The following is a 20,064-nucleotide window of genomic DNA, read 5'->3' on the forward strand; positions in this document are numbered from 1 at the left end:
GTCGCCTCCGCCGAGTTCTCACACAGCCTCGGCCGGGTCCGGTCCGGGTCCGGTGCTAGGTGAAGGTCAGCATACCGCCGCATGGCCGACGCCCGGCCGATGTTCCTGAGGGGGGCCTCAGACCTGGCCTCAGACCCGAAAGGGCCGAACGTTCGAACAAGCGTTCAATCCTGGCACATCGCTACATCGCTGCGACCATCGCGCATGCCGGCTGTGTTCAAGATGCCGGACGATCGGTACCGAGATGAACAGTCCGATGCCCCTTCGTAGGCGGAGGCAGGTCCGGCATGCCCTTGTCGGTCATCCACGTCCAAGCCGTCTCGCCGGACGCGCGCAGAGCACTCTCTTTCGCAGCGCGCTCCCTTGCATCCATAAACGGGCTGACCACGTGAAGCGCAACAGGCGTGGCGCCGGCGTCCAGCAGCAGCGCATTCGGGAAGCCTGCGGCTGACTTCACGTCGTACTTGAGCGGCTTGATGAACTGCCGCCCTTGCCGCTGGAGTGCCTCAATCAGCGGCAGCTCATGCAGCCCTTCGAGCGGTATCCACTGATCCGTCGTGAGCATCAGCGACAGCGACTCGACCTGGTAGATGTGCTCCCGCTTGGCGTAGATCAGCGCCGCCATCACCACGCGCGGCTTGCGCTCGACGTCGGCATCCACGGCCTGCAAGGTTGGACCGTAGGCGCGCTCCGCCCTCGCCCATGCCTTGTTGTCGATGTACAGGGGCGCATCGGGCATGTGCTTCACGCTGAGCCGGCGTCCGTACGCAGTCGCCTCGACGCCGCTAAGCTGGCCGATCAGGATCGCCATCTTGAACTGCACGTCGGTCTCGGGTGACAGCAGCATCGACAGCCTTCGCCGCCGGCGCTCGCCGATCTCATCAGCCTCGGCCGCCCGGAACTGCTCCGGAACGAACAGGCGCTCCTCCAGGGTTCCGCCCTTGAGGGTGACCCCTTGTGCCGCCGCCAGCAGGTAGCGGCGGATGACGGCCTGCGAGCGCCGACCGTCCATGGCCGGGTACCAACGGTTGAAGCCAGCGCGGTCGTACAGGAAGTGGAGCACGGCCCGCAGGCTCATGCGCTTGCGCGGTGCGTTGACCGCGGCTGGGTCCTCAGTCGCCTCGCGACAAGGCATCGACCGACCGGCCACGCGCGCAAGCGGGAATGCGGTCCTGATCTCGACCTGCTCTGGCGCATGCTCGACGATCGCCTCCCCCAGAAGCTCGCCCAAGCCCGACGTGTCCGGCTCAGGCTCGAACGATTGGCATGTCACGTGGTGCCGTCGACCGGTATCGGGCATGCGTTTGATGACGAACTCAGCGTGCTTGGCCACGTACATCTCGACGCCGCCGGGCACGCACATGCACCGGGGCCGCTCGGAGGACTCGTAGACCCGGGCCAGCGCGTCCTGCAAGCGCGGATCCGATGCGGCGAATGACTGTCCCTTGATGAAGTAGCGCGCCGCGTCCACGAGTCTCTCCTTACCGGCCGCCTAGGCGATGTCCTTGACCAGGTACTCGATCGACGGCGCCGCGCGGCGCAGCAGGCGCTGGACGGAACGCTGGTGCACGATGCCCAGGAGTTCTCCGACCTGGAATCGCGTCGCGCCACGCGCGAGCAACCGCTGCGCGACGTGCCTTCGCGCGGATTGCATCGTCATGCCGGGCATGCCGGCCCTGACGAGGATGCGGCGATAGGTCGCCACGAGTACAGGGCAGATGGGGCGGGGATCGCTGTTGCTTCGCGCCTTCACTTCGAAGGACCGCCCGTCCTTCGTCAGAAAGAGGCTGCTGTCGGCCACCAGGCCTCGATAGCCGGGCTGTCCGCTCACGCCGAGGCCGCGGCGGAACCGCTCCTCGAGATAGGCATCCAGTGCGCTGCGCAGGCGCTGGCTCAAGAAGTAGAGCGGCCGCCGTCCAGGCTGCCCGTCCTCGAGGTGCCCGATGTCGGCGCAGTCCCGGGCTTGCCCATCCTGCGTCAGGTAGTCGCGCACCCGCAGGACCGCAATCTCCAGCGGCTTGGCGCCCGTGCTGAACAGCAGCAGCAGCAGCGCGACGTCCCGATTGGCGTTCTCGCTCTGCGACCGAAGAGACTTCAGCGCCTCGGCGAACTCCCCGTCCCAGCGGGGCATTCCGCGGTGAGCACCTGCGGCCGGGTCGAAGGCCTGAACGGCCCTGAGCACGTCGTCACGCGCTGCTCGCAGCAGCGCCAAGCTCGACAGAGCGGCACCATTCAGCGTGCCGATGGGCGTCTGGCTGGCGGCCAGCCTGACCAGAGCCTTCACCTGCTTCTCGGCCGTCGATCTGGCAATGCCGTGTCGCGCACCGGCCTCGCGGTAGCTCAGTCTGCGCTCGAGCACATCGTGCAGGATCTCGGTCGCTTGTCGGATCGTCCTTGGCTGCATGGCGGCACCGCTGATTGGGGTGCCCAGTCTTGTCCCGTCCGGGCCGCAATTGCCAGCGGAAATCCGCCCCAAACAGGGTCGAGTACAGGCGGCAGTGCCGGCAGAGCGGCCGCTAAACGGTCCCTTCCTCGTCGTCGACCAAGGGAAGGCGGAACGTGACGCGGGTTCCGCGGCCCGGCCTGGAGCGGATCCTCATCCGACCGCCGGCTCCGCTAACGCGCTCGCGCATGCCGGCCAACCCCAGGCTTCCACCGGGCACTTTGGCGGGATCGAAGCCGACGCCATCGTCGCGCACGGCGATCAGGACCTCGGCACTGCCGGGCGGTGCCGTCAGCGACACCTCCACCCGGCTCGCCGACGAGTGCTTGACGACGTTCGACAACGCTTCCTGCACGAGCCGGAACGCGACGATCGCGACCTGGCCCCTCATCGTGGGAAAGTCCGGCGGCACGTGCAGCACGAAGCGAATGGCCGGCACGAGCTGGTTGTACTCGCGCGTCATTTCCTGCAGCGCCCCGGTCAAGCCCAGGACGTCGATGACTTCGGGGCGAAGCTGCTTGATGAGGTCCCTCGCGCTCTTGTAGAGCCCGGCGATGGTGTCGGTGATCTCGGTTGCAGTCACGTTCACCTCGCGGGCCGTCGCGCCGCTCATTCCCGCGGAGACCTCGGCGATGTGCTGTGCCTTCGAGCGCAATCCGATCAGCGAGGCGTTCAGATGGTCATGGATCTCGACGGCGATGCGCTTCCTCTCGTCCTCGAGCTGCCGGTTGCTGCGCGCGATCAGCCGCCGGCGCTCGGCATCCGCGATGCGCGCTTGTTCCATCGCCGCCTGCAGGTCAGCAGTGCGGCTTTCGACGAGCGCTTGGAGCTCCTCGCGCCGAACCGACAGGCCATGCGCCATCTCGTTGATGGTCGCCTGCAGTTCGCCGAGTTCGCCGCTGGCGCCCGTTGGCAGCGTCACGTCGAAGCGCCCCTGCCGGATCTCGCGCAGCGCAGCCATGACCGCGCGCAGCGGCTCTCTCAGGCGCAGCGCGAGCGTGAGCCCGGCCAGGACGCTGATGGCCGCGGCAAACAGCACCGCGGCCGCCCCATAGGCGATGCGGCGCAGGCGCTGCTGGACGATCGGCTCGCTGGACATGCGCACCGTCACCTTGCCGACCACGCGTCCCTCGCTGGTCGCGGCATCCGGCACCGTGCCGCTGGCGGCCGCCCCCGAGTTGTCCAGCAAGTCGAGCGCGAACACGTCGGCGCGCATTTCCCTCTCGAAGGTGAGACTCGCCTGCCGGTTCAGCGCTTGCGCCGCGGCGACCACTCGTCCGCTGGGGTCGCGCAAGTGGATCGACGCGATGGTGGGGTCCGACTCGACCAGGCGCTGAATGCTGCGCTCCAGCGAAGCGCTGTTCCCCGACACCAGGCCGTACTGGCCTGTCTGCGCCAGCGAAGATGCGATCAATGCGCCTCGCTCCCGCACTGCCTCGATCGCTTCGTCCTGGCCGCTGACGTACAGCGCCGCGGTGATCACCAGGAACATGAGAAGCGCAGGTACGCTTGCCACCATCACCAAGCGCGTGGTGATGCCCCAGTGCGATGGCCACGGTGTGCGCATGTCAGCGTACCGGGCTGGCGAAGCCCCGGGCATCGTTGTCGATGGGAATGTTCATGGATCGGGCCACGCTCTCATTTACCGCCACGCGCCAGTAGATCGGGTACTGCGCACCTGGCTGCTGGCCGTTCGCCAGTTGCTCGATCAGCATGCTGGCCTGCGCCACTACCTCGTCAACCGTCGAATAGACCGACGCCAGCGTGCCGGCGCGAACTAGCGCCGACGAAAACCCCACCACGGCCTGCCCGCGTCGATACGTCGCTTTGAGCAGGCTCTGCACATTCTCCGGCGAGAAGATCGCGCGGTCCGGCACAGCGAGCAGCACGTTCGCCGAGGCGAGCCGGTTGAGGGCACGGATCGGGTTGTCGCCTCGTTCCATGCGTTGGATGTCCACGTCCAGGTCAACGCTGCGCGCCGCCGAGCGGATAAGCGGCTCGATGTGGGCTGTGTTCTCGGTGAGCAGAACGCCTACCCTCACCTGCCGTCGGAAGATCAGGCGGATCAGCATCATCTGCTGCGCCGGCGCGGCCTCGGCGTATACCGCGCTGAGCGGAGCCCGGCGACGCTCGGCGCTCGCCGCGGCGACCGTCGCGCGGAAGGACTCGTTCGACGACAGCAGGGCCAGCAAGGGGCTGTTCGATCCAGCCTCCAGCAGCGCCTTCAGCGCATCGGCGCCCAAGGCCACGTGGACCGCTGCGCCGGGCCGCGCAAGGAGCCGGCGCGCGTCGGTGTCGACCGTGGTCGACGGGAAGCGCTTGATCAAGGCGGCAAGCGTCTCGCGCGCAGCCGGTGTCGGCTGGTCCGCCATGAGCACGCGCAACTCGGCGGGCGCGGCATTCGCGAGGGGTGCGCCGAAGCACATGCTCAGCGCGAGCATGCCCAGAGAGCGTCGACTGCTGGTCGCCGTGTGCTGAAGGTCCTGCGTTATGTTTTTTCTTGGCACGAGTGGCGGCATCCATGCATGCGCTACGGGTCTGCTTGCCCGCTCACGTCAGAAGCTCACCCTGAGTTGCCCAAGCACTTGCCAACGACTGTCGTAGGCCGCCCGCAACGTGTTGGCGGCTCCGAAGTCGCGGAAGTACGTTTGTTGTGGGTTGTCCAAGCGACGGGCCGTCAACGAGACTTCCGCCTTGCCCGCCGCCAATCCGACGCGCTTGCTGACCGTGAGGTCGGTCCGCCCGTACGAGGACTGCCCAAGCCCGTCGCCCGCGGCGCCGAAGTACGCGATCGACGCCGCCCACCCGTCCCCGAACCCTTTCCACGTGCCGATCGAGCCGCTATGCCTCGAGTACTGCGTCGTCTCGAGAGGGTTCGTGGCGCCATGGTTGCTGAGATAGGCGTAGTTGAGGAACACCGTCCAGTCGGCGGTGATTGCTGCGTTCGCCTGCAGCTCGACACCGGTCAGGTGCACGGCGCCGCTGTTCGTCGGCTTGAAGCTGGACAGCTGCAGCTTCTCGGAGATGAGGCTCGACAGCTCGTCATCGAACGCCTTGACGTCAACGAGGAGGCCATACGCGGGAACGTTCAGCAGGTACCCGACCTCGACCGAGCGAATGCGCTCGCTTTGCAACCCGCCTGGCGAGCGGGCGCTCTGAAACAAGCGAACCGTCGAAGAGCCGTTCAGTGCGGGGGCTGCCTCGGTCAGCGTGTACGTCCAGTTCGCTCGCTGCTCCTGGACGTCGGGCGTTCGGGTTCCGCGAGACCACACGAATCGCAGCGTCTGCAGGTCGGAGAGTCGATAGTTGGCCGCGACGCGCGGCGAGAACGAGGACCCGCTGAGCTCGTCGCGCTCGGCGTAGGCACCGAGGTTGATCGCCAGATCGGGCACGGGACGGTACTCCAGGTTGCCGAAGGCACGCCATACCGTGTTGGCCAGGTCGGTGCCCAGATAGGTCGCGCTTGATCCGCTGTGGCGCCGGACGCCCGCACCTGCGACGAACCTTGCTTGTTCCGAGACCACGTAGGTGTCCTGCATTTCCAGGTCGGCCCTCCGCTGCTCGAGACCCTGCTCTGCCGTGCCGCAGGTGGGCGTGGTCGCGGACGAGCCGAGGGCGCGGATCGCCGCGATGGCCGCCGCCGCGAGCGCGTCGTCCGCCGGCGTGCCGCCGGTGGGCAGGCGACCCGCAAGGATGGCGCCAGCGTAGCTCGGGTTGGCTCGGTACACGGCGAACATCTCGGGAAGGAACATCGCCGTGGGATAGCACGTGCGCCAGGACTGCTCGATCTTGTCGGTCCACACGTACGCGCGCACTTGGAACTGGTGCGTCGGAGCGAAGCTGTGAGTCAGCGTTGCCGAGACATAGGTGTCGCGCGGCTTCGCATCCGGATAGGTAATGCCGCCGGCGTCGACGCCGGGAACCTCCTTGGTCCCGCTGACGTATCCGGCATTGATGTCCAAGTTCGTCGCCGACCCGAATGGCTTGACAGCGCGGAAGTTCACGCGCGTCATCCGCAGGCTGTCGTGATCTGCGCCCGCACGCTGCTGAACGTCGTAGCCCCCATCCCGTTCGTGGTTGAGCGTCAGCCGCATGTCGATGTCGCCGAGCTGCGCACCCAACCGGAAGGTCGCTGCCGCAACACCGTTGCCGCCCTTCTCGACCGACGCGAAGACCCTCTCCACGTCGCGCGGATGGCGGCTGATGATGTTCACGATCGCCAGCAGTGAGTTCGGCCCGTAGGCCGCCGAGTTCGGACCGCGGGTGACCTCGATCCGGTCGACGTCGTCGATCGCGATCGGAAGGTTCGTCCAGTCCACTCGCGCAAACAACGGCTGATACACCGACACGCCGTCGATCAACACGTTCATGCGCCGCGGGACGAGCACGTTGGTCCCGTGGTAGTTGATCCGATAGTCGGGCCCGCTGGCCTGCGTGATCGCCATCCCCGGGACCAGCCGAAGCGCCTCCGGGATCGAACGAATGCCAAACTTGTGCAGCATGTCTGCCGTGATGACCGTGACGCTCGCGGGCACGTCTTGAAGCGATTGCCGCAGCCGCGTGGGCGTCAACACGGTCGGGTACAGGTCTGCGTCCGCGGGGATCTCCGCGGCGCCTGCTGCTGCGCACAGTCCAGCGGTCAGCCCGAGGCCGACCGAGGACAAGACACGGTGCAGCTTCATCGCCCTACCCCTTTAGAGCGGGGTACGTGAACGCCAGAAAGTGCGTGGCGTTCACGCCGAAGTGGACGAGGATGGGGGCCTCGATGCGGTTCGTCCTGGCGTACACGGCGGCGTAGCCGATGCCCGCCAGAGCCGCCATCACGATCATCGACGTCCCGCCTGCGGCGTGCGCGATGCCGAAGAGCAGGCCCGAGACCACGATCGCGACGATGGCACCGGCGCGCCACGATGCGCCCCCCGGCTCGGCTTGGCCGGCGCGCATGCCGCGCAGGGGATCCTGGACGAGCGCGCGGAAGAAGGCCTCCTCGGCCACGCAAGTGAGGAACAGATTCGTCGCGAGAAAGAGCAGCGCCTGCGCGGGCAACTTCGGCTCGAAGCGGACCAGGCCGCTCGCCAGAGCGGCACCGAGCACGATGACCGTGGTCAGGGCGTATCCCGCTGCCGTCTCGGCGGCCAAGCGGCCGACACGATCGCCGCGCCGGAGCTTGGGCGACAGCAGCGCAAGCAAGACCAGTCCGACCGAACCCTTGTCGAAGTTCAGGTACTGGGTGAAGGGCTTCGCGTCGGGTGAGAACTGCACCCCGTCGATCACGATCGGGTTGTTGAAGCCGGGTACCTTGTGCAGCGCAAGCGCCAGGCACAGCAGCAACAGCAACGCGAACGCCAGCCAGTACATGACCTTGCGGGTTGCGCGGGTCACGCACAGAGCCAGTGCGACGAGCACGATCAACGCGACAACGGCGCTGACCTGCAGGAACCCTTGGACGAAGGCCGCAACGACTGCGACTGCGTAGACCACGGCCCACGGATGCACGCGAAGCTTCGCGACGGACAGCGGCGGCAGCCAGGCCGCGCAGATGGACACGACAAGCAGAACGAACGGCACGGGCATCGTGCACTCTCCCTTTTTGTTGCTGACCCGGCCGCGAAACTAGGTCTCGATGATGTGGTGGCGGATCGCCAACCTCGTGATGTCGGCCGACCTCTGAACGCCCAGCTTGTCCTTCACGGCCTGCACGACAAGCGAGATCGTCTTCCTCGATAGGCTGAGGCTGCCGGCAATCTCTTCGATCGTCTGGCCCTGGGCCAGGCGTCGGAACACGTCCAACTCGCGGGCATCGAGCTTTGCTCGCGGGGAGTCGTCACCACCTCTCACGCCCATCAGAGCCAGCCTCTCGGCGATCTCGGGCAGGAAGTGGATCTTCCCTTGCTGAACCTGGCCGATCACATCGGCCAATAGGTCGGTGGGCTGCACCTTCGGCACGAACCCCCGGCCCCCGAGCCGGTAGGCTTCGCGCACGATCTCGTCCTGGTCGTACTGTGTGTAGAAGACGATGCGCGCGTCGGGATCGATTCCGAGGATCTCGCGCGCAGCGTCAAGCCCGGTTGACGACTGCCCGAAGCCGACGTCCATCACGACGACGTCGGGCTTGTGTTGCCGGTACTCGCGAACAGCATCGGCAATCGCGGACGCGTGCCCGACCACCTCGATGCCCCGCTTCCCGAGCGCAAGGGTCAGCCCCTCGATGATGAGGGGGTGATCATCGGCAATGAGGATTCGAATGGGCTGCATGCGTCGACGCGATCGAGTGGCTTGGGTCGTCATGTGAACCGCAGCAGATCTTTTATAGCTCATGATCTAGTAACTGTCTGAGACAACTTCGGGTGCCATGATGTTACTTTTTATGGTGGCACTACGTAACCTACTTCGACTACGATTGTGGTCCTGCGCGAGCCTCGCACGCTCGCGGACAAGGGGCGACTCAGCGCCCACCGCGCTGACGTCTCCCGCTGATAGGAGGACTCGTGGTGATGGCCAGTCGACAAGACGGGCCGTCTTTGACGGCCAGCACGCGATCTACTCGGGTCGCGTCGGCAGGTTCGCGCCGTGTCGAGCGAGATGGCGAGTCACCCTGCGAAGGCGACACGCTGGTAACGCAGGGCAATGAGCTGCGGCCGCGGATCGCGGCGCTCGACGACGATCTCGCCGCAGTCGCCTCCGTCACGGCGATCCTCACCCAGAGCGGCTTCGACGTCGTACCGTACACCGAAGCGACGCAGCTCGAGCGCGCTTCGAGGACCGCGCCATTCGCGGCCTATGTACTCGACTGGTACCTCGGCAGCACAACCGCAGCTGGACTCATCGACGCTCTGCGGCGCAGCCCTGCGTCGGCTCACTCGCCGATATTTCTCCTGTCGGGCAACCTCGCGGTCGGGGGCGTGCCGACAGATGAAGCGCTCGCACGCACCATCGATCGCCACCGGGTGCAATACCGCGCGAAGCCATACTCGGGGGTGAAACTCGCCGCAGATCTGCGGCTGGCCCTCGGCGATCGCAAGGCCTGACGCATGCCCTCGCAATCACTGGTATCGGGTCGCCAAGCGCGCGCGTCCACATCACTCGGACGTCACCCAAACTTGCAGCGCGATCAAGCCATCGACGAACCCGCAGAGACAGCAGGTTCCAGCCGCCTTGGCACGTTGTCGGGGCGATCCTTGCTGCTCGTTGCGCTCGCCTTGATCGCCGTCCTGGTGGCCGCCGGCTTCTGGCTCATCGCCACCGTCCCGACCAACCGCAGCCCCGCTCTCGCCGTCCTTGCCGTGTCCGGCATCGTGTTGGTGGCCTCGCTCTCGATCGGACTGCATCTGCAACGCCGGGCGCAGGCATCGAAGCGCGAGGCAGCAGCATTGCAGGCGCGGGCGCGCGCCGAAGCACAGCGCAGCGCCCAGGCGCGGACGGCATTGCTGGGAATGGTCTCGCATGAGTTGCGCACGCCCCTGCAAACGATGCTGGCGAATGTCGAATTGCTCGCTCTCAAACCGCAGAACCCGGCAACGGCCCAGCTCGTACAGGGCTTGGAACAGTGCATCGTGCAGATCAAGGGGCGGCTCGACAACATCGCCCAGTACGCGCGACTTGCGAGCGGCAACGTCGAGCTGCGGCGAGAGCCGTTCAGGCTCGTGCCTCTGCTCGAGCGGGTCGTCACCGAGCATGCCGAGGCCGCGCAGGCGAATGATCAGACGCTCAAACTCGACGCGCCGCAGACTGCAGACGTGCAGGTGCACGGCGACGACATTCGACTGCACCAGGTGTTGAACAACTACCTCTCGAACGCGGTCAAGTACTCCGGCCCAGGGGTCATCGACATTCGAGCCAAGCTCCTCAGCCACACGTTCGGCACGATGAGCCTCGCCGAAGGTGTTGAGGTCAGCGTAACGGACCACGGACCGGGCATCCCGGAGGCTGTGCGGGAGGCAGTGTGGGAGCCTTTCGTGCGCGGCGCGGCGCGGTCGAATCGACCCAAAGGCAGCGGCCTGGGCCTGGCCGTCGTCAAGCTGCTGGCGACGACTGCCGCCTGGGACGTTGGAATGCGCAGCGATGCCGAGGGCACGACCTTCTTCGTCGTCCTCCCGTTGAGCGGCCCGGCGGCATCTCCGATCTCGGCGTCGGGCAAAGGCGGCTGAACATCGGTCGCGGATGCGACCAATGTGCATGCGACGGTTGGCGGCGATGGATTGCCGATGCGCCCGCAAGTTCGCATACTCGGCGCACTGTCGGAGCGTTCGCTCCCCAGCTGTCCCCCGTGGACTCCTCCGACCTGGTCGGCGTTAGCGGTCGTGACCCGCACATGCATCCCCGCCTGAGCCAACTCGGGGTGGGCAACCTCATCGCTGCCGCCTCCCCAACGGGTGTCGGCCATTCCTCATCCTCGGTCAACAGACCGCGCAGATCGTCGCACCGCGCCTGGTGCCCGCGGCGCGCGATTCGCTGACCCATCGACCTGCCGGGGCGCGCGCAAGCGTTCCTCGGCGCATCCCCAACGGGGAGCTCACGCTCCCATGGGGGCAGTGGGCTCTCCATTCCCATGGAGAACCACCGATGGCAAACCATGCCACCAAGGCGCCGAGCCTTTGGCTCCCGGGCTTCTGTCCAACGGAAGAAGCCTCGTTCCCCGACCTCTTCAGCGAGCCGCCGTCTCCGGCCGCGCCTCCGCCCTCGAACATGCTCGAGGGCGACCAGATCAAAGCCTGGCGTCCGACGCTGTGCGGCGAAACGACGAGACCTGCCACGGCCTTCGACTGGCCCGCTTGGGACGGTCCGCGCTGGACGGCCTGGCCGGCGCGGTCTCGAAATTCGACGCGAACCTGCAAGCGATCGCGGTGCTGCGCGAAGTGGCTGAATCGCCTGGCAAGGCGCCAAGCGACGAGCAGCGTTGCCGTCTGCTGCGCTTCACCGGCTGGGGCGGCATTCCCGCCAGCTTCAACCGCGAGCAGCACGACGCAGCGTGGCGGCGTCGGGCCGAGCAACTGGCCGCAAGCCTCGACGCGGCCGAGTACGAGGCCGCCAAGGCTTCCGTCAACACGAGTCACTACACCGAGCCGGCGTTGATCCGCTGGATCTGGGAAGCCCTCGAAACCGTCGGCTTCCGCGGCGGCAGAGTCCTTGAACCGAGCGCCGGCATCGGCCACTTCATCGGCTGCATGCCGCCACGCCTGGCGCGCGCGAGCCGATGGACCGCGATCGAGATCGACACGGTCGCTGGCTCGATCCTGCAGGCGCTCTACGAACCGTTCGGCGTCGACGTGCGCATCCAGGCGGCAGAGGCCGCAGCGCTCGCCGACGAATCGATCGACCTCGTGATCTCGAACGTGCCGTTCGGGAGCTTCCCGGTCAACGACGGCCGCAACCGGCCCTACAGCCGGTTCAGCGTGCACAACTGGTTCGTCGGCAAGGCGCTCGATGTGGTCGTCCCTGGCGGCCTCGTCTGTGTCGTGACCTCGGCGTATATGCTGGACGAACACGACGGCTCGGCCCGTGCCCACGTTGCGTCGAGAGCGGACCTGCTGGCCGCCTTCCGGCTGCCGCATGGCGCGTTCGAGCGCCTCGGCTCCACCGCCGTTCAGACCGACCTCCTGATCCTGCGCAAGCGGGAATCGGGCGACATCCCGGCCGAAGAGCCGATCTGGTTGGGGCTGGGCACGGTTCCCGACGCGCTGAGGCACACGGGCTGTCACGACCGCTACATGCGGATCAACGCGTGGTACTGCGAGCGGCCCGAGTTCGTGCTCGGCCGCATCGACAAGGTCAGCAACGGCCACTACCCCGTGCCGACGGCGGTGCTCGACGGCGCGCTGAGCACGGAGCTGGAACGGGTCACTGGCCTCGTGCCGGCCGGCGCCTACAGCCCGCCCTCGGAAACGCGTGGCGTCGTTCGGCCGAGCGAGCAGCCCGAAGAAGCGGCGTCCAACGCCCGCCCGGGCAGCTTCGTCGTGCGCGATGGTCGCGTCTGCTGCGTCGAAGACGGCCAGCTTGTCGACGTGCATGAGCGCACTACCGCGGCCGCGCGACAGCGCATCGCCAGGATGTGCGAGATCAGGGATCGGGCGCGCGCGCTGCTCGCAGCTCAACTCAGCGATGCGAGCGACGCCGACCTCGCCAGCAAGCGGGTGGCGCTGAACTTGTCCTACGACCGGTTCGTCGCCAAGCACGGCTTCCTGAGCGCGCGTGCGAACGCACTGGCGTTTCGGAGGGACCCCGACTACCCGCTGCTGCTCTCGCTCGAGCAGTACGACGAGGAGGACGAGACAGCCACCAAGGCGGACATCTTCCGGCGGCGGACAGTGTCGTGCATCGAGGAGCCGCAAAGGGCAGAGAGCCCGGACGAAGCGCTCGCCCTGTGCATGCAATGGCGGGGTCGGGTCGATCCGTCCTACATGGCGGCGCTGCTGGGTCCGGCGCCTGAAGCGCTGGTCGAGGACCTGAGGCAACGCGCAATGGTCTTCCTCGATCCCGACAGCGGCGCGTACGAGACCGCCGACGCCTATCTGTCCGGCGACGTGAAGCGCAAGCTCAAGGCCGCGGCCGCTGCCGGAGCGCAGTTCCTGGCCAACGTGGTCGCGCTGGAAACCGTGATCCCTGAGGATCTACCGCCGGCGGCGATCGAGCCGCGTCTTGGCGCCGTCTGGATTCCAGCCGATGTCGTCGAGACGTTCATGAACGAGGTGCTGGGGCTGGAGTCGGCCACGGTGCGCTACCTCGACATCGCCGGCACCTGGTCGGTGAAGGTCGACAAGTGGACGGTGAGCCGTAACCTGGCATGTACGCAGGAATTCGGAATCCAGCGCATGGACGCAGTCGAGCTGATCCAGCACGCGCTGAACGTCCAGACGCCGACGGTGCGCGATCCGCACCCGGAGAAGGAAGGCGCCTACATCGTCAACAAGGAACAGACGCTGGCGGCGCGCGAGAAGCTGGCGGCGATCAAGGAGCGCTTCGCCGCGTGGGCCTACGAGAACGTGCGGCGGCGCGAGCGGCTGTGCCGGATCTACAACGACACCTTCAACTGCCTGAGGCAGCGCGAGTTCGACGGGTCGCATCTGCGGCTGCCGGGCTTCTCCCGGTGCTTCGAGCTGCACCGGTCGCAGCTGAACGCGATCTGGCGCATCGTGCAGTCCGGCAACACCGGGCTGTTCCATGCGGTGGGTGCGGGCAAGACCGCGATCATGGTGGCGTCGAGCATGGAACTGCGGCGCCTCGGCTTGACCAGGAAGCCAGCGCACGTCGTGCCGAACCACATGCTCGAGCAGTACACGGCCGAGTTCGTGCGCCTGTATCCGTTCGCCTCGGTGCTGATGGCGACGAAGGAGGACCTGGCCGGCGACCGCCGGCGCGAGTTCGTCTCTCGCATCGCGACGGGCGACTGGGATGCAGTGATCCTGACCCATTCGACCTTCGAGCTGCTGCCGATGTCGCGCGAGTTCACGAAGGAGCACATCCAATCCATCATCCGGGAGCTCGAGCTCGCGGTGCGCGCGACCAAGGCTGACGACCGCTCCAACAGGATCATCAAGCAGCTCGAGCGCATGAAGAAGGTCTGGAAGGTGCGGCTCGAACGACTGGAAAACCAAGAGCGAAAGGACGACTTCCTCTGCTGGGAAGCATTGGGCATCGACTACCTGTTCACCGACGAAGCCCACCTGCACAAGAACCTCTGGCGCCACACCAAGATGGCGCGCATCGCGGGACTGCCGCTGTCCAACTCGCAGCGCGCATTCGATCTCTACCTGAAGTCCCGCTACACGATGGGCCTGCACCGCGGTCGGCATCGCGGCGTCGTGCTCGCCACGGCGACGCCGGTGGCCAACAGCATGGCCGAGATCCACACGTTCCAGCGCTACCTGCAGCCCCACACGCTGCGCACGCTTGGCCTGGAGCAGTTCGACGCCTGGGCTGCGACGTTTGGGGAGACGGTCACTGCGCTGGAGATCGCGCCGGATGGCAGCGGCTATCGGCTGAACACGCGCTTCGCGCGCTTCGTCAACGTGCCCGACCTCATGGGCGTCTTCTGCGATGCATCGGACATCCGCACCAAGGAGATGCTCAACCTGCCCGTCCCTGCACTGAAGGGCGGCAAGCCGAGAACGGTGATGTGCAAGCCGAGCGCCGAACTGAAGGCGTTCGTGAAGACGCTGGTGACGAGGGCCGAAAGGCTGAAGACGCAACGGGTCGACCCTCGGGTCGACAACATGCTGAAGATCACCAACGAAGGCCGCAAGGCAGCGCTGGACATGCGCCTCGTTGACTCGCACTCGCTCGCCGACCCGCAAGGCAAGGTGGCGCAGTGCGCAGCGGAGGTTCACGGCATCTGGTCGCGCACCACGGGCCTCAAAAGGGCCCAGCTGGTGTTCTGCGACCTGTCGACGCCGCGCGCCGACGCCGGTTTCAGCGTCTACGACGAACTGCAGGCCGAACTCATCCGGCTCGGCATCCCGCAGGAACAGATCGCGTTCATCCACGACGCCGGAACCGACGCCCAAAAGGCGACGCTGTTCCGGTCGGTCCGAGAGGGAAAGGTGCGCGTCCTGCTGGGATCGACAGCGAAGATGGGCATCGGCACGAACGTGCAGAAGCGCCTGGTCGCGCTCCATGAACTGGACTGCCCTTGGCGGCCCTGCGATGTCGAGCAGCGAGAGGGCCGCATCCTGCGCCAAGGCAACGAATGCGAGGAGGTCGAGATCATCCGCTACGTGACCGAGGGCAGCTTCGACGCCTACTCCTGGCAGACCGTGCTGACCAAGTCCAAGTTCATCGCCCAGGTGATGAGCGGCGACAAGGGGTTGCGGTCGGTGGAGGACGTCGAGCTGGCGACGCTGAGCTACGCCGAGGTCAAGGCCTTGGCTTCGGGCAACCCGCTCGTCATCGAGAAGGCGGGCGTGGACGCCGAGATCGCGCGCTACTCGTCGCTGTTCTCGGTGTGGCGCAACCAGCGCTACGGCCACGAGTCCGAGGTCGCCAACCTGCCCGCGCGGATCCAGAGCATGGAGAAGCTGGCCGCGGCACTGAAGGCGGACGAAGAGGCTGCCAGTGAAGTATTGGCCCGGGGCGCGGAGGCGGTTGTCAACGGCCGCCGCTACCAGAACCGCGACGACCTGGGCGATGCGCTGCGCACGGTGATCAAGACCGCACGCGCAAACGTCTCGGGACGCGCGTCCGAGGAACTCATCGGCCACGTGGGACGGCTGCGACTGTACGTCTTCATCGGCCGCAGTGCCGATGACGTGCACCTGTACCTGCAGGGGCAGGCGGTCCACGACTGCAAGACCTACTCGACAGGACCGGCGTTGTCGGCGGAGTTGCACAACGTCCTCCGGGGCGCTGAGGTGCGCGCCGCCGAGGCCAGCCACAAGCTGACCTCGCTTCGTCAACGGCTGGTGGACCTGCGCGAAGAGTTGGCCAAGCCCTTCGAGCATGAGGAGCGCCTCACGGCGCTGCTGGCTCGTCAGCGAGAGCTGGCACGCGAACTCGACGTCGACAAGGACGAGGTCGGGTCGCAGTCGATCGAAGCCGACGAGCAGCCCTTGGCTGCCTGACGCGTCCATTTCTGGGGCCCTGCGCGAGAGCGAGGGCCCCTTCTCTTTTGCTCGTCCACCTGGCGTGCAGAGCGCCTCTCCCCTGCAGGTCCGCCCCACCTCCGCCCTGGTCGCCCGTCAGGTCGCCGTTATTCCACGTCAACAGGGATGCGCCGCGCACGCTTGTGCGTGACGGAGACTGCGGCCAGACCCGGTGCGGGTCGGCCGGGACCAGCCATGTCAACACGCTCCGAGTGAGGCATCGACGGCATCGCGTGCCATTGCGGCGCCAGCGGCCCTTCCGCCGGCAAGAGACGGCTGCTTTCGGTGTGGGGCTCCGCTTCCCGCCTGTCGAGGAGACCGTCTACAGGAGACGTCGTGAGGTATCCGAACGCGCACGTCATTCGCGCGCTGCGCCGCCGCTGATGTTGGTCCATGGCACCCTCCCCTTGGGATGAAAACGGCGCGCTTCCATGACTCGCGCTCCTCGTCGGCGGCATGGTAGCCGCTACAGCCCCGGGATCGTCATCGCTGCCAGAAGGAGGCGATCGCCTTCATGCGGCGCTTTCCCTCGGTCGTCACATAGACGGTGGTCGTGGCCAGCGATGCATGCCCGAGGATCTGCTGCTCGATCTCGACGCGGGTGCCTCGTGCGATCGAGTGCGATGCATGGCTGTGTCGAAGCCAGTGGATGCTCGCGCGCGCCAAGCGTTCTGCGCTCTTGCAGTCGCCCTGCGTCGAAAGCACCTGCGCGCAACCCTCGAAGAATCGCTTGACTTGGTCGTAGAGCGTATTGGCCGCGATGCCGGCGCGCGGGTCAACTCCGCCGCTTGGCTGCAGCGCAGGCGCCACGTTGCCGATGTCGCTCGCCTTGCCGAGCAGGAAGGCCCCGACGTTGTTCGTCGAGTCCGGATTCGGGTCCAGTCCGCGCGTCACGAGATAGCTCGACAGCTCGCGCACGACGTCGATCGGGACCGGCACCTGGCGCAGCCGGCCGCCCTTGCCGACGACGTTGAGCACCCATCCCTCGACATGTTCGCTGTCTTCGTCATCCGGCGGGTATTCGACCCACTCAAGGTGATCGACCCGGGCGGCGACGGCTTCGGAAAGGCGCAGGCCGGTCGCGTACAGCAGGGACAGTGCGAACCGCAGTCGCCGCGAACTAGATGTGCCCTGCAATCGGGCGGCCTGGTCAAGCACGAACCGCCATTGCCCCACGGTCAGGCTCCGACCGATGTTCATGCGCGGCCGCGACGATCGGGGCACGCTGATGCCGGTCCACGGGTTTCCCATCACGTAGTTCTTATCGACCCAGAACGCGTAGAGGTTCTTGAGGATCGTGACGGCCTGGCGCTGTGCGGCAAGCGACAGCGGACCTTCAAAGGGCCGCCACAGCGGCGACCACCGCTCGCGGTTGCGTTGCGCGCACCAGCGCGAACGAGGCTGAGGATCGGCGAGGAAGGCGCGGTAGGCGGCACAGTCCTCGGTCGTCATCGACGACAGCGGCTTGCGCCTTTCGACGACGGCCCACAGCAGGAATCGCTCTCCCTCCTTGCGATAGGCGCCCTGGGTGTGGGAGAGGTAGAGCAGCCAGTCCATCGGACCGTCGATCCCCGCATCGCGCCCCCTGCGCCGCGCCTTCGCGGCGTCTCGCTGTTCCGGCGTGACGCCGGCCTTCGACTGCAGCCAGGCGAGAAGTGCCTCGTAGTCGTTCGACGCAGACAAGAGGCAATGGCTCTGCGGCCGCCGAAAGGCGCCGCCGCTGCCGTCGAGCTCGGCGGGCACGACAAGCTTCTCCAGCGGTCGGATGTCGGTCGCCGGACCGACTAATTGCCGCAGTTCGTGCAAGGACAGTGACGTTCGCGGCAGCCCGACGTGCCGCCCGACGGCGATGCCGATCGTCGCCTGGTTCTGCATCAGCCATGCACAACACGTTCGGCCTTCGCCTGCCCCACGCCTCTGATCGATGCCGGCCAGCCACGGCCAACGCCATTGATCCGCTCCAGCAGCTGGGCCAGCGTGAAGATGCCGGCGGCCTCCAGGCGCAGTGCGATGCTCGGGTTCAGCCAAGCGGACACCGCATCGCCGGCGCGCAGCGGTTGCGCCACCAGGGACTCGAGCCAGCGCAGCGCGTCGAGCTGCTTCTCGATCAGCCGCGCACGGCGCGTCTGTCGCTCGCCGGCCCTCCCGTACTCGGCCTCGAACGCTTCAATCTGTTCGGCCTGCGAGAAGTCTTCGATGCCGCGCGCCGCTGCGAACTCCTCGAGTGACGGCACCTTGGGCCCCGCTTCGGGCATGCGGCTGACATCGAACAAGACCAGTCGCGCGGTCCCGAACCGGCTTTCGCGCCGTGCCGCCGCAGCGAATGCGTCGCGGATCCAGTCGATCGTCGTGCGTACGACGCGCAGGTCGGTCGCGCATCCTTCGACGCCCAGGTACCTGTCCCACGTCTCTCGCAGCGGGAGACCCTGCACCAGGCCGCGCATGAAGGCGAAATGCGCCGGACCCAGCTTGCGCGCCCTTGCCGGCGACGCGACATGAACAGCGCCGAGATCAGAAGCCATAAGGTCTCTCGTACCAGCTCTTCAGCGTCATGTAGTCGTGCTCGGGCAGCACGATCTTCCCGGCTTCTGCGGCCTCGAGGATCGCGCGCCCAGCCGCGTCGTGCACCCGATTGCCGTGCAGCATCCAGAAGTACCAGCCGAAGGGCACGCCGGTACGTCGGTCGATCGTTTCGAGCTTGCCGTACAGCGCATGAACGCTGCTCGGCCTGCGCGCCACCTCGGCGAGCCTCGCGCGAAAGGTCCACACCGGCACGAAGCTCATCGAACGCTCGCTCGGCGAGCTTGCGCGCAGGACTCGTGTAGTCCGCGGTCTGGAACACCCAGTGATCGCACAGGCGCGCACCGCTGCGCCCGGCGCTCGAGAACGCCCAGTCATCGAAGAGACGCTGCCCCGCCCAGGCGAACCTGCCGCCCTCAGGATAGAGCTCTCCCACCGTCATGGGGCGCGCGACCGAGGTCGCCTCGCCGGGGAAGACCTCGGCCACCATGACGACCCTCTGTCGCTGCATCAGGCGGCGCGCGCCCTCGACGGCGACCGCCTCCTGCAGGAACGCGGCGAAGTCGACCGCGCATGCGAGCCGATAGGCCGGTGGGCGGAAGCGCACCTTCGTCTCGCCGTCGAATCGCTCGCCGTCCTCAGCCTCGCCGACCACATCGCTCACGTCTTTCGGCGAGCGACGCCAGCTGGTGTCGTGCATGCTGAACAGCCGCCTCTCGATGAACTCGTCCTCCTGATGCACCGTGAGCTGCACGAAGTCCTGCTGCCGGCCGCCGCGGTCGTGGATCAGGTACAGCGTCGTGATTTCGCACTCGGTGAGCCGGTAGTCGAGCGCGCGCAGCCGGCGCACGGTGCGCGACAGATTGCCGCCGTCGAGTGCGCACTGCTGCTCCAGCCACGCCTCATGGTCCTCGTCGACCAAATCGCCGGCCGCCGTAACCACCTTGCGTTGCGACAGCCACGAGCCGTTGCGCCATGCCCCGACCTTGGCGTTGTTCAGGCAACGGTGCGAACGCACGGCGTCGAGCAGCGCTGCGTGCTTGGGTTCCACAGGTATGCGCGCAACAGCCTGCGCCAATCCCGGCATCTCGAAGTCGTAGGTCACTGAATCCCCGCTGTCGATCGTCGTGCAGGCGACGATCGGCGCAGAAGGGGCACGCGGCGTCGCAGCGGAAACGAGTGTCCGCGGCAGTGCGCCGCTGTCTACTCGGAAATCCGGGCCATTTGGCCGCGGGAATCACGCTTGTTGATATTGGGAGTAATCAACATGCCGCTAGAGGCTTCGGGGCCGTGGGCGCATACCGTCCTTGCTTGCATCCCGCCATTGCCGCGTGGGCACCTCTGACCCATGTGCATGCGACATGTGTAAGCGACGCCTTGACGTGCACCTGGGTGCCTCACATAAGATGCCCAGACGGTCGGACCATGTCGGTTCGCCAGTTGCGGAGCGCGACGCTCCGCGGACGCTGCCCCCACTTGCAGCCGTTAGCGGTCGTGACCCGCACAAGAGTTTTGATCTCCGACGAG

General features: G+C 66.8%; 14 protein-coding genes. 4 read left to right on the plus strand and 10 right to left on the minus strand.

From position 1 onward, the window contains the following. Positions 1-217: 217 nt before the first annotated feature. The 7 genes from QZV97_RS03260 to QZV97_RS03290 form a co-directional block, all read right to left on the minus strand. The gene (locus QZV97_RS03260) at positions 218-1,471 is read right to left on the minus strand and encodes a DUF1173 family protein (RefSeq protein WP_295638381.1); all 1,254 of its coding nucleotides are present in this window, start codon (positions 1,469-1,471) and stop codon (positions 218-220) included. A 21-nt stretch (positions 1,472-1,492) separates the two neighbouring features. Beyond that, positions 1,493-2,404 (minus strand): hypothetical protein, encoded by a 912-nt coding sequence (locus QZV97_RS03265; protein WP_295638385.1) that lies wholly within the window; start codon positions 2,402-2,404, stop codon positions 1,493-1,495. A gap of 112 nt (positions 2,405-2,516) precedes the next feature. Further along, positions 2,517-3,935, minus strand: a complete 1,419-nt coding sequence (locus QZV97_RS03270; RefSeq protein ID WP_295638388.1) for an ATP-binding protein — start codon at positions 3,933-3,935, stop codon at positions 2,517-2,519. 76 nt (positions 3,936-4,011) lie between these two features. After that, a complete protein-coding gene (locus QZV97_RS03275; RefSeq protein ID WP_295638391.1) occupies positions 4,012-4,884 on the minus strand; it encodes a hypothetical protein in 873 nt (290 codons plus the stop codon). 114 nt (positions 4,885-4,998) lie between these two features. Then, positions 4,999-7,125, minus strand: coding sequence for a TonB-dependent receptor (locus QZV97_RS03280; RefSeq protein WP_295638392.1), 2,127 nt, complete (start codon positions 7,123-7,125; stop codon positions 4,999-5,001). A gap of 4 nt (positions 7,126-7,129) precedes the next feature. Beyond that, a complete protein-coding gene (locus QZV97_RS03285; protein ID WP_295638393.1) occupies positions 7,130-8,017 on the minus strand; it encodes a CPBP family intramembrane glutamic endopeptidase in 888 nt (295 codons plus the stop codon). A 39-nt stretch (positions 8,018-8,056) separates the two neighbouring features. Continuing rightward, a complete protein-coding gene (locus QZV97_RS03290) occupies positions 8,057-8,731 on the minus strand; it encodes a response regulator transcription factor (protein WP_295638394.1) in 675 nt (224 codons plus the stop codon). A gap of 200 nt (positions 8,732-8,931) precedes the next feature. Here QZV97_RS03290 and QZV97_RS03295 point away from each other — a divergent pair, with 200 nt between their 5' ends. The 3 genes from QZV97_RS03295 to QZV97_RS03305 all read left to right on the plus strand — a co-directional run bounded on the left by QZV97_RS03295 (position 8,932) and on the right by QZV97_RS03305 (position 15,996). Then, positions 8,932-9,471: a hypothetical protein gene (locus tag QZV97_RS03295; RefSeq protein ID WP_295638395.1), complete on the plus strand. Its 540-nt coding sequence runs from the start codon at positions 8,932-8,934 to the stop codon at positions 9,469-9,471. Positions 9,472-9,543: 72 nt separating this feature from the next. Next, on the plus strand, positions 9,544-10,590 hold the full coding sequence (locus tag QZV97_RS03300; protein WP_295638396.1) for a HAMP domain-containing sensor histidine kinase: 1,047 nt from the start codon (positions 9,544-9,546) through the stop codon (positions 10,588-10,590). Positions 10,591-10,965: 375 nt separating this feature from the next. Further along, the gene (locus QZV97_RS03305) at positions 10,966-15,996 is read left to right on the plus strand and encodes a DEAD/DEAH box helicase (protein ID WP_295638397.1); all 5,031 of its coding nucleotides are present in this window, start codon (positions 10,966-10,968) and stop codon (positions 15,994-15,996) included. Between the two features lie 504 nt (positions 15,997-16,500). On the opposite strand, the gene QZV97_RS03310 is transcribed toward QZV97_RS03305, so the two are convergent. Genes QZV97_RS03310 through QZV97_RS03320 form a run of 3 tightly spaced genes read right to left on the minus strand, consistent with a single transcriptional unit; the run spans position 16,501 to position 18,801 of the window. Next, complete coding sequence (locus tag QZV97_RS03310; RefSeq protein ID WP_295638398.1) at positions 16,501-17,892, minus strand: tyrosine-type recombinase/integrase; 1,392 nt, start codon at positions 17,890-17,892, stop codon at positions 16,501-16,503. Further along, positions 17,892-18,539 carry a phage integrase family protein gene (locus QZV97_RS03315; protein ID WP_295638399.1) on the minus strand — a complete coding sequence of 216 codons (648 nt, stop codon included), beginning with the start codon at positions 18,537-18,539 and terminating at the stop codon, positions 17,892-17,894. The genes QZV97_RS03310 and QZV97_RS03315 overlap by 1 nt, the downstream gene beginning before the upstream one ends. Then, positions 18,529-18,801 (minus strand): hypothetical protein, encoded by a 273-nt coding sequence (locus tag QZV97_RS03320; protein ID WP_295638401.1) that lies wholly within the window; start codon positions 18,799-18,801, stop codon positions 18,529-18,531. Before QZV97_RS03320 ends, QZV97_RS03315 begins: the two co-directional genes overlap by 11 nt. A 61-nt stretch (positions 18,802-18,862) precedes the next feature. On the opposite strand from QZV97_RS03320, the gene QZV97_RS03325 reads away from it, so the two are divergent. Next, positions 18,863-19,645, plus strand: coding sequence for a hypothetical protein (locus QZV97_RS03325; RefSeq protein WP_295638403.1), 783 nt, complete (start codon positions 18,863-18,865; stop codon positions 19,643-19,645). Positions 19,646-20,064 lie beyond the last annotated feature (419 nt).

Origin of the sequence: uncultured Methylibium sp. (assembly GCF_902826655.1) — a bacterium.
GTDB lineage: Bacteria > Pseudomonadota > Gammaproteobacteria > Burkholderiales > Burkholderiaceae_C > Methylibium.